This is a genomic window from Protofrankia sp. Cj3 (genome assembly GCF_917627355.1).
In the GTDB taxonomy this organism is placed as follows: domain Bacteria; phylum Actinomycetota; class Actinomycetes; order Frankiales; family Frankiaceae; genus Protofrankia.
The window spans coordinates 1-14551 of record NZ_CAKJTR010000127.1 but is presented as its reverse complement, the minus strand read 5'-3'; the positions used below and the strand labels follow the sequence as shown (position 1 = coordinate 14551).

Here is a 14551-nt window from a genome sequence, read left to right as displayed (position 1 = left end):
CGAGCCTAACTAGCGATCGCATGAAATACATCACATACGCTCGAATTAGGGCGGATAGGAATAACGGTGTAACTCTCCGAAAGTGAAGATGTGCCGTGAATGACGCGGTAGCCGAAGATCGGCTGGTGTAATTCGTCCCGGCCGGGGCGGATGGCCTGCTGGCGCGGCTGGCGAAGCGCGCGGGCGGGCCGCCTGGCGTCACCCGGCCACGGTCAACGGATGCGTGCCGGGCGCTTGCGGACCCGCATCGAGGCGGGCGCCGGTGGCCGCGGACCCGTACCTCCGCGGCCGGCCTCATCCGCAATCTCCAGCTGGAGACCTCCTTGCGGGGACCCCTGTTCGGAGCTATCCGCGGCCATCGGTCCTGGCGCAGACTGCGGACTCAGATAACCACATTACGGCGGTTTTCACCAGAGAAGACATGTTATGTCCGTATATAAAATGTATTCCCTGTTTGCAGGGATATACGGCTGGGTTGCTCGGCGTTCGTCGACGCCAGCTCTGGGATTGCTCGCGTTGGGACACGAGGTCATGGGGTAATCGTCATGGACGACGGCAGCCTGCGGGTTGAGACCCTCGGGCCACTCACCGCCTACGCCCAGGGGCGGGAACTTGCTCTCGGTCCGCCGAAGCAACGGGCTGTGTTTGCCGTCCTCGCGCTGAACGCCAACGTCGTCGCCGCGCGAGACGATCTGATCGACCAGATCTGGGGCGAGTCATCGCCGGCCACCGCGGTCGGCAGCCTGCACACGTACGTGTCCGGACTGCGCCGGGTACTGGCCGGTCTGGGAGATCCGCTGACCAGTTCCGGATCGGGCTACCTCCTCCGGCTCGACCCCGTGCGGGTCGACGTGGGGCTGGTCGAGCGACTTGCGGCACGGGCCCGCGCCAACAGCTCCAGGTGTGACCCGATCTCCGCGGTCACCGCCCTTGACGAGGCGCTGGCCTGCTGGCGCCCGGGTTCCCCGCTGGGCGGCCTGCCGGGTCCGTTCGTTGCCGAACACCGTGCCCGAGTATCAGATTTGCGTCTTCGGCTACTCACGGAACGCGCGGAACTTCTGCTGGACCTCGGCCAGCCTGACGATGTGGTAGCTCAGCTGAGCGGACAGGTACAGGCCAATCCGTACCATGAACGGCTGCGGGCCCTGTTGATAACGGCGCTGCACCATAGCGGCCGGACCGCCGACGCGCTCAGGGAGTACCAGGCGCTCCGGCAGCTGCTTGCCGAGGATCTGGGGATCGGCCCCTCGGCCGAGCTGCAGGCCCTGTATGTCTCGATGCTGGCGGACGATCCCGCAACCTGCCCGGCCTCCGCAAGGACGTCGCTCCAGGACGCGGCCGCCGCACCCCTGCGACCGGCGCAGCTGCCCCGCGATGTCGGCTGCTTCATCGGTCGCGCCGCTTCGGTCCTGCAGGTGCTGAGCGCATCCGCCACCGAGGACGGGGCCGACGCCACGGCCCCTGGTATCGGCTCACCGCGGATTGTGATGATCGTCGGAGTCGGTGGGATCGGCAAGACCGCGCTGGCCGTGCGCTGCGGCCGCCTGCTGTCCGCCGGTTACCCTGATGGTCAGCTGTATGTGAACCTCCGGGGCTTCGATCCCAAGCACCCCGCGCTGTCCCCGGCGGAGGCGTTGCACCAGCTGCTCGCCTCCCTGAACGTCCGGATGATCCCGGCCGGTCACGACCAGCGGGTCGCGCTGTGGCGCAGCACGGTCCGGGACAAGAGCCTGTTCATCGTGTTCGATAATGCCGAATCCGCTGACCAGATCGAGGATCTCCTGCCGGGCGGCGGTCCTTCCTTCGTCGTCGTGACCAGCCGTAACCGACTCAGTGCTGTCGCGGTCCGGCACGCGGCCCGCCGGATCACACTGTCCCCGCTGACGGCGGACGAGTCAGTCGAACTGCTCTCCGGCGCGATCGGGAGCGCCCGGGTCGACGCCGAGCGGCCGACGGTGCGGCGACTCGCCGCGCTGTGCGACCATCTGCCGCTGGCACTGCGGATCGCCTCGGAGCAGCTGACCGCCAGGCCGCACGCCCGGGTCGCCGACCTCGTCGCGGACTTGGAGGACGCGCAGCGCCGGCTTGATGCCCTACAGATCCCGGACGACGAGCTGTGCTCCATGCGCGCTGTGCTCTCCTGCTCCTATGCCCGGCTCGACGCCGGGGCGGCTCACGCGTTCCGGACGCTGGGTTTGTTCCCGGGGGTGAGCATCGTCCCGGAGGCAGCCACGGCATTGTTCGACCTGCCGCTGCCGGCGGCGACCACCGCGCTGCAACACCTGGCCGCCCAGCACCTGGTCGAGGCTTCCGGCAGCCGCTACCGGATGCACGACCTGACCCGGATCTACGCCGAGGAGCTGTCCCACAGCGCTGAGATGACCGGGTCACGCCAGCCAGCCCTCGAGCGGGTGCTGCGCTGGTACATCCAGACGCTGACGCCGGACTGCGCCTCGAGCGGGACCGAGCTGCCCTGCACATCCGCTCTCGAAGCGTGCCACGCGCCCCTGCGCTTCGGTACCCGGGAAGAGTCCGTGGCCTGGTGCGTGCGGGAGTGGGGCAATCTCGCGCCGCTCGTGCGTACAGCGCACCGGACCGGCCGTCACGAGCAGGCCTGGCAGCTTGTCTATCTGCTGTTCGACTACTTCTATGCTGCCGGGCAGCCCTGGGACTGGGTCGAGACGCTGCGGATCGGGTTGCGTAGCGCGGAGGCGATCAAGGACAGACGGGCCCAGGCGCTGCTTCTCAACCAGCTGAACCTCGCCTGCTCCCGGCTGAGCCAGCACAGCCCGGCCGCCCGGCCGTACGCCCAGGATGCGCTGGAGGCACTGGAAGCACTGGAACGGGCTCGCCGCGGCGAGCCGGAGTACCGCACGGACGGTTGTCTCGATGACCGCCGCGAGCCGCATGCCCAGCCCGGCGGGCTGGGGGAGGCCGCCGACGGCACGGATTTTCCGAGCGTCCTGGAACGCAGCCCCCTGACCAGCCCCGTTTCTTGATCTATTTTTTTGTTACTGGTCGCTCTCAGGGCGTGCCGTCCGCCGGCCGTCCCTGGCTGCGCTGCCAGATCAGGACCGCCTCGACCCGGCTGCCCGCGCTCAGCCTGCTGAAGATCCGGTTCAGGTGGTTCTTCACGGTTTTCTCGCTGACCTGGAGCTGCGCGGCGATCTCGGAGTTGCGGGCGCCGCGCGATACCAGGCTCATCACTTCACGCTGGCGCCGCGACAGCGTGCCTACCGGGTTATCGGCGTCAGGGTCCGTTACCAGAGCGAGCTGCCGCCCTCCTGCCGGGCGGAGGCCGGCCCGAGGATGGTCACTGACCTCGACCACGTTCAACTGATATTCCGCGCAGAGGCGGCGGGATGCCGCGGCGTCCGCCCGGGGGAGGGGGGCTGCTGGCCGGTGCGGCGCGGCCCCGACCGCGGCCCCGACCGCGGCTGGGTCCGCCGGTGCCGCGTTCGCCGCCGGTGAGACCGTGACCTCGACATACGGTAGGCGGTCGATCTCCACGGCCAGGCCTTTGCTCGCGAAGACCTGCCGGATCCGGGCAAGGATGTCCGGGCTCGTGATGGCGATCCGTACATGGCTGGCGCTGGCCGGAACAGTGACGGCTGTCATGCGATCAGCGTGGCGGAGCCGGCTCCACGTTTTCTTCACGTCCTGTCCACAGCCCGGTGAACCTGCTCAGAGCGTCGGCTCCTGCTCAGACCGTGGCTGGTCGTGGCTGGTCGAGCGCGAGGCTGGTGCGGACCGGGTCCGGCAGGAAGCCCGTCTCCAGCCAGCCGTCCGGCTGGACGACAAGTTGCCAGCGGGCATCCTTCGGGCCGCCCAGCACGACCACCGCCCACGCCGGCTTGGCCTGGGCCGTCAGCTCGTTCAGCCGTTGCAGGTCACGGCCGCCTGGCGCGCGCGCGACCAGGACGACGCCGTTGCCGCCCTCGGCCAGGTTGTCCCACAGCTGCTCGACTTCAGGTACCGACAGCGTGCCGGGCGGGTGCGCATCCACGTCGGCGGTGCCGAATCCGGCTCGCAACACGGTGATCTCACGGGACCAGGGGTTGGTGGCGAGTTCGCGTGTCCATGCGTCGGCCATCCGGCGCTGCATGGCGGCTGTGCCCTTGATGGCGATGAGGCCGCGGGCTTCGACCAGGTTGAGCAGGACACGTCCGTCCTCCGTGTTCCCCAGGGTCACCAGGTGCGGGTAGGGATCCGGCCGCCCGTCATCCATCGGCGCGTACTGGAGCCCGCGCAGGGTCGCGACCCAGGTCCGTCCCTCGTCCTCGACGCTCCAGCCGGTCGGCGGCAGCTCGTCCGGTGCCGACAGGCGCAGCCGGATCTGCTCGCCGCCCACGACGACCGCGTACACGCCTGGCAGTGACCGGTTCTGCTGGGCGCAGGCGGTCGCGAGAACCCGCAGCGACCGGTCGACGACCCAGGCCGCCGACGAGTCGGGCGGCGCGGTTGTCACGGTGCGCGTGCGGCGCAGCCGGTTCGGCAGCGGCAGCCGCCCGGTGCGCCAGGCCCAGACCGCCGCCGCGGTGAGGGCAAGCACGATGACGCCCAGCAGGCCCCAGAGCGCCAAGGCCATGCCCGAGATCTTCGAGTCGGCCCGCGGCGTCGAGGACTGCGCTGGCGCGGGCTGCGCGCCCGGTGCCGCGTTGTGTGACGAGGGCACGATCAGTGGCAGCGGGCCGATGCGCACGCCGTCACCCTTGGCATCCGCGGGCAGCAGCAGCACCCAGCCCGGTTTGATCACTTCGGGCCGCTCGACCCGCAGCCCGTCCGGCTCAAGGCGGCCCTTGTTCAAGTTGAAGATCTCCGGAGCGCGGTTCCCGGTACCCAGGAAGCGTACGGCGATCTCGAAAAGGAACTCGGGCTGGCCATTGAACTGCGTCTCCACGATGTAGTACTTCACGGGCCTGGCTGCCGGTGGCCGGCTGGGCGGCGCGGCGCGGGCCGCCTGCTGCCAGCCGATCAGCGTCATGAGAACGACAAGCAGCGCGGCCAAGGCCACGACCGCGACGCGAACAGATCGAACCAGCCGGGCGGGGATGGACATCGGAATCCTCACGTGAATACCTGACCTGAATATGCGCCGGGCGCGATCGCTCGACGAAAGCTCGTCGGCGGAGATGATTCGGGCAAGTCTCAGATCTTGTGCGGCGCTCCCGCGCGGCGTCAACGGACCCGGTGGGCCCACGGGCCCAAGGAACAGCGGAATTCTGGACCACCGCGGCCGCGCGCGGTTAGCGTCCACATTCGTTCGCAGACCGACGCTGCCGGCGTGAGGCGCCGTGGCAGTTCTCGAAGGGAACCCAGGATGCCAAACCTGAACGTGACCTATCAGGACATGCATGACGCCGCCGGTAAGCTGACCACCGGCAAGCAGGAGATCGAGCACAAACTGCACGAGCTCAAGTCGCTCGTGGACAATCTGGTCAACGGTGGCTATGTCACGGACAAGTCGTCCAAGGCCTTCGACCACTGCTACACGGAGTTCAACGATGGCGTGACCAAGACCATTGATGGGCTGGACGGGATAAGCGACTACCTGAACAAGGCCGCACAGGCGCTACAGGACACCGATAACCAGCTCGCCAGCGCCATCCAGAAATGATCCGCGTCCCCGGCGAGGAACGAGCACAGTGACCCGGCACCCGCGCGGGCCGTGGGCCGGCGCGGGTGTACCGGCCCGAGCATCGGTCAGGCGTCCATGAGAGTCGTCGTCACCCTCTGCCAATCGCGCGGTGACTGGCAGCGGGACTACGTCATCGAGGCGGACCCGGCCACGCCGCTGCGCGACATCGTCGCGGTGATGCGCGAGCAGGTCCATGCGACCGCTCTCGATCCGGACGCCTTCCACCTGGGCGACCAGCCGCTCGACCTGGCCCAGACCCTGGGCGCCAGCGGCATCTTCGACGGCTCGGTGCTGTCCGTCGACGGCCCGGCGGGTGGCGCTCGCCATAGTATCGGGCTGGTCACCGTCCGGGTCGTGGCCGGTCGGGATGCCGGCACCGTCACCAGGCTGGGTGCCGGGGAGTTCATTCTCGGCTCCGACCCCCACAGCGCTGTCCGCCTGGGCGATGATCTGCCGCCGGCGGTGGTTGCGTGCACGGTGGGCCTGGACGCGAGGATCCAGGTGTGCGCGCTGCCGGGCATGACCAGCACGACCACGGAACTTGAACTGAACCGTGAGCCGTTGCCCACGGTACCGACCTGGTGGCCGCCCGGGGTGCAGCTACGGATCGGCCCGTCGCTGATCGAGGTGCACCCGGTCCGCGCGCCTGACGCGGTGATTGAGCCCGAGCCGGACGGCGAGTGGCTGAACTACAACCGGCCCCCGCGCATCCTGCCGCCTGAGCGCAGGACCGCCTTCAAACTGCCGGTGCAGCCCAAGCCCTACGTGGGCAGCCCGATGCCGTGGGTCGCCGCGGCGTTGCCGGCGATGTTCGGCGTCCTGATGGCGACCTTTTTCCACAACCCCATGTATCTGCTGGTCGCCACGATGTCGCCGATCGTCATGCTGGCCAACGGCGTCACCGGCCGCAGACAGGGAAAGAAGAGCTTCCGACGGCAGCTCGCCGAACATCGGGAGCTTCTGGTCACGGTCGAGGCGGACATCGCGACCGCGCTCGAGGTGGAGAAGGTGGACCGGCGCCGGGCCAGCCCGGACGCGGCCGAGCTGCTGATCACTGCCACCGACCCGCGCAGCCGGCTCTGGGAGCGGCGCCGGACCGACCCCGATCACCTGCTGGTCCGGGTGGGTACCGCGGACCTGCGCAGCCGGGTTCGCGTCGAGGACATGGCCGAAATGGAACACCGCCGCGCCGCGGACAGGGTGGCGCCCGACGTCCCCGCGGCGTTCTCCTTCACCATCGCGGGCGTGGTCGGGGTGGCCGGCCCCGGCGAGCGGCCGCGCCTGATGGCGCGCTGGTTTGTCGGGCAGCTGGCCATCCTGCAGAGCCCGCGGGACCTGCAGATCTATCTGCTCACCGACAGCGACGGCGAACGCTGCTGGGAGTACGCCTTCTGGCTGCCGCACCTGCGCCCGTTGCTCGGCCAGGATGCGCTCACCCTGGCTGGCATCGACGCCGAGACGCTCGGCCGGCGCGTAGCCGAGCTGACCGAGCTGGTCGCGGCCCGGCGGCGGTCCCGGCTGGACGCCCGTTCCGACGCCGTGTTCGCTGACCCGGACATCCTCGTCGTCCTGGACGGCGCCCGGCGGCTGCGGGCCATCCCCGGCGTGGTCACGCTGCTGCAGGACGGCCCCGCGGTCGGTGTGTACTGCCTGTGCATCGGCTCTGACGAGCGGACTCTCCCGGAGGAATGCGCCGCGGTCGTCCTGAGCGGGCCGGGCGGGGAGACCACGCTGCGCCAGCAGCGGTCCGCCGACATCACCGGGATCCGGACCGACGAGATCGACCCGGGCTGGTTTGACCGGGTCGGCCGCGCCCTGTCGCCGCTGCGGGACGTCAGCGAGACGCAGAACGACTCCGCTCTGCCACCAGCCGCCCGGCTGTTGGACATCCTCTCCCTCCCGGATCCCGACGCGGCCTCGCTGATCAGTCGCTGGGCACTGTCCGGCCGGAGCACGAAGGCGCTGCTCGGGATCTCGTTGGACGGTCCGTTCGCGCTTGACTTGGTCGCCCACGGACCACACGGTCTGGTGGCCGGCACCACCGGCGCGGGCAAGTCCGAGTTCCTCCAGAGCCTGGTGGCCTCGCTCGCGGTGGCGAACAGACCGGACGCGATGAGCTTCGTGCTCGTCGATTACAAGGGCGGTGCCGCCTTCAAGGACTGCATCGATCTGCCGCACACCGTCGGCATGGTGACCGACCTGGACAGCCACCTGGTCGAACGGGCACTCACCTCGCTGGGCGCTGAGCTCACCCACCGGGAACACCAGCTCGCCGCGGCCGGCGCCAAGGACATTGAGGACTACCTCGACTACGCGTCCCGCGGGACGCGGCTGGCTCCGATCCCGCGGCTGCTCATCGTCATCGACGAGTTCGCCTCGATGGCCCGCGAGCTGCCGGACTTCGTCAGCGGCCTGGTCAACGTGGCGCAGCGGGGCCGTTCGTTGGGAATCCACCTGGTGCTGGCCACGCAGCGCCCGTCCGGGGTGGTGTCACCGGAGATCCGGGCGAACACCAATCTGCGAGTGGCGCTGCGGGTCACCGACGCGGGGGAGAGCTCCGACGTCATCGATGCCCCCGACGCCGCGACCATCTCGGCCGCGACCCCGGGCCGTGCCTACGCTCGGCTTGGCCATAGCTCGCTGCTGCCGTTCCAGAGCGGGCGGATCGGCGGCCGGCGTCCGATGGGCACCGCCACGATCCGGTTGCCGGACCCGGTGCTGAGGCCGCTGCGGTGGGCCGACATCGGGCAGCCGGCGCCCAAGCCGCAGCGGTCCGCCGGGGAGACCGACGTCGCCACCGACCTGTCCGTTCTCGTCGCCGCCATCCGCGCGGCCAACGACCGGCTCGGGCTGCCTGCGCAGCGCCGGCCCTGGCTGCCCCCGCTGCCGGAGCACCACGTCATCACTTGTGCCGACCGCGACGGTAGCGACGGCACCGCCATCCCCGCGTTCGAGTGGGCCCTGCAGGACCTGCCGGCCGAACAGCTTCAGGTCCCGGCCACAATCGACCTGGCGGCCTTCGGTCATTTCTACGTGATCGGCGCGCCGCGGTCGGGCCGCTCCCAGGTGCTGCGCACGATCGCGGCTTCAGCGGCCAGCGTGGCCAGCTGTGCTGATGTGCACCTTTTCGGTCTGGACTGCGGTAACGGCGCGTTGCTGCCTTTGGTGAAACTGCCGCACACCGGGGCGATCGTGCAGCGCAGCGAGACTGAACGGGCCGTCCGGCTGCTCGGCCGGCTGTACGAGGAGACGCTGCGCCGCCAGCAGCTGCTCGGTCAGGGCGGCTTCGCCGACGTCACCGAGCAGCGCCGGGCCTCGAACCCCGAGGAGCGGCTGCCGCACCTGCTGCTGTTGCTTGACCGATGGGAGGGGTTTATCGGAACGCTCGGCGAGCACGACGCCGGCGCACTGACCGAGAAGATCCACACCTTGCTGCGCGAAGGGGCCAGCACCGGGGTGCACCTGGTCGTCACAGGTGACCACAGCCTCCTGTCCGGCCGGATGAGCTCGCTGTGCGACGACAAGATCTTGCTGCGGCTGACCGACCGGACCGACTTCAGTCTGGCTGGCCTGAACTACCGTAAACTCCCCGAAACCATCCCGCCTGGCCGCGGCTACCGGACCGGCAGCGGTATCGAGACCCAGGTCGCTCTGCTGGCCCATGACCCCTCCGGCCCAGCCCAGGTTGACGCGCTGAACGCGCTGGCGACCCGGCTGACCGAGCGCGAGCGGGACACCCCGCGAGACCGCCGCCCGTTCCGGGTGGCGGTCCTGCCGAAGAACCTGGTCATCGAGCAGGCCTGGGAGTTCCTGCCAGCGGACGGCGACCGGCCGATGTGGGCAATGATCGGCGTGGGCGGTGACGATCTCGTCGCGGTCGGGGCTGATCTGCTCCGGGACCAGCCCACGTTCCTGGTTGCCGGGCCGTCCCGCTCCGGGCGCAGCACCGTCCTGTCGGTGATGGCGGAGTCGTTGTTGCGCAACGGGACCGAGCTGGTGATCGCGGCTCCCGCCATGTCGCCGCTGCGCGCTCTGGACGGCCGTCACGGGGTGCGAGCAGTGATCACCGAGGACGGTCCGACCGAGGAGCTGCTGGCGCCGCTGCTCGACCCGGACGGCAAGGATGTTGTCCTGATCGTCGACGACGGCGAGCTGCTGCGCGACGCGCCGGGCAAGGACTACCTGCGCGGTTACGTCCGGGGGGCGGCGAGCAACCGCCGAGGCCTGATCCTGGGCGGGAACGCGGCCGAGGTGGGCAGCGGGTTCACCGGCTGGCAGGTCGACGTGAAGAAGAACCGGCGCGGCGCGCTGCTCTCACCACAGAACATGACGGACGGCGATCTGGTCGGGATCCGTGTCGCCCGCTCCAGCCTGTCCAGCCAGGTCACGCCGGGGCGCGCCCTCGTGCACCTCGGGAACGGTGATCTGATCACCGTGCAGGTGCCGGCCATCGGAGCCGGCTGACCGGCTGATTGCTCTGTTGCTCTGTTGCTCTGTTGATCTGGCTGTGGGGAGAGGACGGTGCACCGTGCCCGATCTGGTGGTGACAAGCGATCTGGACGTCATCCGTGACGGTCTGAAGATCCTGGTCGACGAGTTCGCCGGCGCGCTCGACTTCGAGAACGATTCGGTGGGCATCTGGGGCCAGCACAACGCTGAGAGTTCCATGGGTGACTTCGCCGATAACTGGACGATCCACCGGGACAAGATGACCGAGCGGATGAAGAAGCTCAAGGACACGGTGGAAAAGGTCGCCGAGCAGTGGCGAGACGCCGACGACAAGTTGAGCGAAGCCTTCCAGCAGTAAGAGCGAGGTGACAGAACATGAGCGCACGTAACGAGCTGGACTGGAACCTGCTCGATCTGGACAGTGATCCCGTCCCGGGCGATCCCGAGCGGGTCAGTGCGGCCCAGCGCCGGTACGCGAACATCGCCGCGACCATCCACGAGACGGCCGGCCGGCTGCGCAAGGTCGCCGAGGCGCACGAGCTCGTCGGGAAGTACGCCGACGCGATGCAGTCCAAGGCCACGGATGTGATCAGCGACCTGACCAAGGCGTCCGGCCGTTATGACGCGGTCGCCGAGGCTGTCGGGGTGTACCAGCCGGCGCTGCTGAGCGCGCGTGACGAGAGCGCCGCCGCGGTCCGCGACGCTGAGGATGCCAAGGCGAGCCAGACCAAGGCGCAGGCTATGCCCGATCCCTCGGCCAGCCGTCCACCGGATGCCGCGCCCCTGACCCAGAGTGACCAGGACGCGATCAACGCCCGCGGCAAGGCGATCTCCGCCGCGGACGATGCCCTGGCCGCGGCCAAAACCCGGCTCCGGAAGGCGGTCGACGCGCTGGACACGGCTGGCCGGGCGCTGGAGCAGGCCGTGAGCGCGAACCGGTTCAAGGACGACCATCTCACTGACACCTTGCTGGACAAGTTCAACGCCTTTCTCAAGGTGCTCGTGAAGGTGCTGCAGTGGGTCGGCATCGCCCTGGCCGCCCTAGCGATGATCTTTCCGGGGGTCGGCCTGTTCGTCGCGATCGGCGTCGCCGTAGCGGCGGTGACCCTTATCGCGGACATCGTTCTGATCGCGCAGGGGGAGACCAGCTGGTTCGAGCTGGGGATGGCGGTGGCCGGGGTCGTCCTGCTGGGCGCTGGGAGCCTGATCGCCAAAGGCCTGCAGAACCTGGGCAGCCAGATCCGCGGGGTGCTCGGCCCCGCCTTGCGCAGGTTCGCGGCCCCGCAGATCGATGAGGCGTTCGCGGTCGAGATGCGGGCCTACATGGCTGGTGGCACCACCAGGACCGCGGAGCAGCTACTCGCCGACCGCAACGCCGCGCTGGCCGCGGCCAACGCCGAGGGACGCACCGCCGGTGGGCTGCTGCCAGAGGAGCCGCAGTGGTGGCAGTTCAGCCAGCCGGGCTACCTGGCATCCATCGGCCGGCAGATGCGCGACAACAACATCTTCACCCTGCTGAAGAACGGCACCTTCCTGTCGAGCTACCCGAAGCTCTTCGCGGGCGTCGACATCGTCGCGGCCCTGCGTGCGATGGGGAACGTCGCGGGCCGGATCCCCGGCGCCGGCATCGCCGCCCCGTCTGCCTGGTTCTACGCCTTGGCCGGTGGGTCCACCTTCCTCGGCTATGCGACATTCGGGCTCGGTCTGGCCGGCCAGCCGGTCCCCTTCATCCCCGGCGACACCCACCACCTCCCGGGCGTGGACACCTAGACACCTAGACACCCAGACAGCCAGACAGCGGCGGCAGCCACGGAAACCCGTCGGGACACCGCGTGGTGGCACAGGACAGGAGCGAGCGGATGACCGGGACGGACGACGACATCATCGAGGTACCCTGGCAGTGGTTCTGGGTGCCTGCGCCCGGAGAGGATCTCGCTGCGGAGGCCAGGTGGCTGACGGCGACGGCAGCCGTCTTCGACCGCTGGCTGGCTGAGCGGCGCCAGGCCTTGCCCACCGCTGAGGAAACCGGCGGTGAGCAAGCCAACGATGATGACGATGCCGGCAGTGGCGCGGGCACGACCGGAAGCCTGCTAGCCCAGGATCTGTATGGCCGCGCTGGCGAACTGCCGGCTGGCGGGCGGCTGGTCTGGGGGGTCGGGTTCGACGCCGACGGGCCACGATGGTGGCCGGTCCAGGTCGTTGTCGAGCGGCTCGGCAATGTGGTCGGCAACCCCGACTATCTCCTCGATCTGGTCGGCGCCAGGACCCTGATCGACGGCGTCGCCCCGAACGTCACCTATCTGTCGACCGCCTTCGGTGACGGCCTGCGGGTCGTGCGGGCCGAACGCGGCCCGGCGGACCGGGTCAACGTTCTCATCCGGGCCGCGATCCGCATCGAGTGGCCCGCTACGGCGGACGGCCCCGCGATGAGCTCCGACTTCCTGCTCACCACACGGATCTGGGACATGTCCCTGGCCGCTCTCGCCGGCTCGGGGGTGGATCTGCTGATGCGGCAGATGGCCGACGCCGGAGCGCCGGCACCTCCGGACGGGACACCGGACAACCGGCCGACCGAACTGGTGGAGAACTGATGACCGTCCTGGACTTCGAGCTGATGCTTCCAGAGGGATGGGTCATCCTGTCCACGCAGGATCACCAGCAGGCTCAGACCGACGCGGCGATCGAAAAGATCATCATGCTGGTACTGCCAAGTGACCTGCCGCGTGACAGCGTCGAGCCGTGGCGGCGGGAGCTGCGCCGCCACCTCACGCACGCCGTGGACGAGGCCCGGGAGACGGGCGCCCGGTCGGTGGGGCTGCCGATCGCCCCGATGGACGGCGTCGTCATTCCCGCCTCGTTCTGTACCGCCGTGGTCGACGACCCCGACGTCAAGGACGCGGAGCAGCTGCTGGCCGGGCTGTTGGCCGACGCCGGAGCGGACGGCTCCTTCCACGAGATCGGCGATGGCCCGGCCGTGCGGGTGGAAAGCGTCGTCAGCGAGCAGGGACCAGGCGGTTCCTACGACGGTCCGACCCGGCGGGTGGCCTACTACCTGCCCCATCCCGACGTCGCCGGATGCTGGGCGGTCACCACGTTCACGACACTCGCTGACGGTGACCCGCGCAGCCCGTTCGCGGACGCGCTGGTCGTCTTGTTCGACGCGATCATGTCGACCATGCGCTGGCGTGAGGTCGAGGTGGCCGGCGCTCAGCGGTAGGTACGAACGTCGGCGAGAGTGGATGCGTTGCTGTCACCGCCGTCATGCTCGGGGTGAGCCGGGCGGCCAGGCGTTGAGCTCAGCGGGCCCTCGAGCGCCCGAGTTCCCGCCGGTCGGGTGGTCAGCCGGCGGGAGCGCTGTCATGCTGTAGATCTTTGTACTATGATCAATCGGCATCGATATGCGTATGCCCAGCTTCTGGAGCGTGCTGATGCCGCGAATGTCTCGGAGCGGGCAGAGTGTCGCGTCCCGAGCCGGGCAATACGTCACGAGATATGGCAATCAGCCTGGATGGTGAGCAGAGGGCCGGTAATGTTACGGCGATGCTTCGTACTGAGCACGGCTTGGCCGTTATTGGCGCGGCCATACCGGCATGCCTTCCTTGCCTGGGTGCGGCAGCCCACCGAGCAGTACCGCGACTGCCGTACCGTCCCCGCGTACACCACAGGTCTTCGATGGGCGCTGACGGCGATTCGGCGTGGGGGCGGTTCTGTGTGGTGAGCGGCGCTGGTGAGGTGGCCGCCGCTCTGCCGCTGAGGATTCGGGCGGCAATGCGTGATCGATGCGCTACGGGCGCCAGCCCGCCGGGACGGCCGAACGGGCCCTGACCCGACTCGGGGGGCAGGTCGCCATCCGTCTTGCTGACGGGCCTCGACCTGCCGTCGCCGGACTGAACCTGACAGCCAGGAGGACCCCTACATGAGGAAACTCGGACGTATAGAGACAGACATCGAGGAGGCGATGAGTGGCGGGGGGCCGCGGTGGCCGAGGCCTGCCGAAGTACGTGAGGCGGGGCGTCGCAGGCATGCCGGGCCAGTGCCTGATGTGCTGCTCAGCCTCGACGAGGAGTACGGTGCGGTCCTCGCGCTGCTCGATCGCTCCGCGGCGATCGAGCGCATGGTCGTCGGCGCCCCGGAGTCGGCCGGGGTTGACATGGCGTGGGTCGGTGAGCCGGCCGGCGTCGACCAGATCGTGCTCGGTCGCGGCGTCAACATGGCAACCGAGGTGCTGAACGGCATCGTCGTGCCGGTCGGGGCCGGGCTGGGCGGCAAGGTCCTGACCGCTCGCCGCCCGCTGTGGGTCAGCGACTACTATGGGTCCTCCGAGATCACGCACGACTTCGCACCACAGGCCGCGGCCGAGGGCATCAAGGCGATGATCGCGGTGCCGATCATGCACGATGGCCGGGTACTCGGTGTCCTCTACGGCGCCAACCGCAGCTGGACACAGTTCGGTGACCGCAGCGT

10 protein-coding genes are annotated in these 14551 nt (G+C 69.3%); 8 read left to right on the top strand and 2 right to left on the bottom strand.

The genetic code is table 11. From position 1 onward, the window contains the following. The first annotated feature begins 545 nt into the window (after positions 1-545). On the top strand, positions 546-2999 hold the full coding sequence (locus tag MJ783_RS16430) for a BTAD domain-containing putative transcriptional regulator (RefSeq protein ID WP_239311329.1): 2454 nt from the start codon (positions 546-548) through the stop codon (positions 2997-2999). Between the two features lie 25 nt (positions 3000-3024). On the opposite strand, the gene MJ783_RS16425 is transcribed toward MJ783_RS16430, so the two are convergent. Both MJ783_RS16425 and MJ783_RS16420 read right to left on the bottom strand, forming a co-directional pair. Then, a complete protein-coding gene (locus tag MJ783_RS16425) occupies positions 3025-3618 on the bottom strand; it encodes a helix-turn-helix transcriptional regulator (RefSeq protein WP_239311328.1) in 594 nt (197 codons plus the stop codon). Between the two features lie 85 nt (positions 3619-3703). Further along, positions 3704-5059, bottom strand: coding sequence for a hypothetical protein (locus tag MJ783_RS16420; protein ID WP_239311327.1), 1356 nt, complete (start codon positions 5057-5059; stop codon positions 3704-3706). Positions 5060-5320: 261 nt separating this feature from the next. Between MJ783_RS16420 and MJ783_RS16415 the strand changes: the two genes are divergently transcribed. The 7 genes from MJ783_RS16415 to MJ783_RS16385 all read left to right on the top strand — a co-directional run. Further along, positions 5321-5617: a WXG100 family type VII secretion target gene (locus MJ783_RS16415; protein WP_239311326.1), complete on the top strand. Its 297-nt coding sequence runs from the start codon at positions 5321-5323 to the stop codon at positions 5615-5617. 96 nt (positions 5618-5713) lie between these two features. After that, positions 5714-10102: an FtsK/SpoIIIE domain-containing protein gene (locus tag MJ783_RS16410; protein WP_239311325.1), complete on the top strand. Its 4389-nt coding sequence runs from the start codon at positions 5714-5716 to the stop codon at positions 10100-10102. Positions 10103-10166: 64 nt separating this feature from the next. Beyond that, positions 10167-10445, top strand: coding sequence for a hypothetical protein (locus tag MJ783_RS16405; RefSeq protein ID WP_239311324.1), 279 nt, complete (start codon positions 10167-10169; stop codon positions 10443-10445). 17 nt (positions 10446-10462) lie between these two features. Further along, positions 10463-11857, top strand: a complete 1395-nt coding sequence (locus MJ783_RS16400) for a hypothetical protein (protein WP_239311323.1) — start codon at positions 10463-10465, stop codon at positions 11855-11857. 89 nt (positions 11858-11946) lie between these two features. After that, positions 11947-12678, top strand: a complete 732-nt coding sequence (locus MJ783_RS16395; RefSeq protein WP_239311322.1) for a hypothetical protein — start codon at positions 11947-11949, stop codon at positions 12676-12678. After that, positions 12678-13304: a hypothetical protein gene (locus MJ783_RS16390; RefSeq protein ID WP_239311321.1), complete on the top strand. Its 627-nt coding sequence runs from the start codon at positions 12678-12680 to the stop codon at positions 13302-13304. Before MJ783_RS16395 ends, MJ783_RS16390 begins: the two co-directional genes overlap by 1 nt. A gap of 699 nt (positions 13305-14003) precedes the next feature. After that, positions 14004-14551 (top strand): GAF domain-containing protein (locus MJ783_RS16385; protein ID WP_239311320.1); only part of this gene is annotated, 548 nt, incomplete at its 3' end.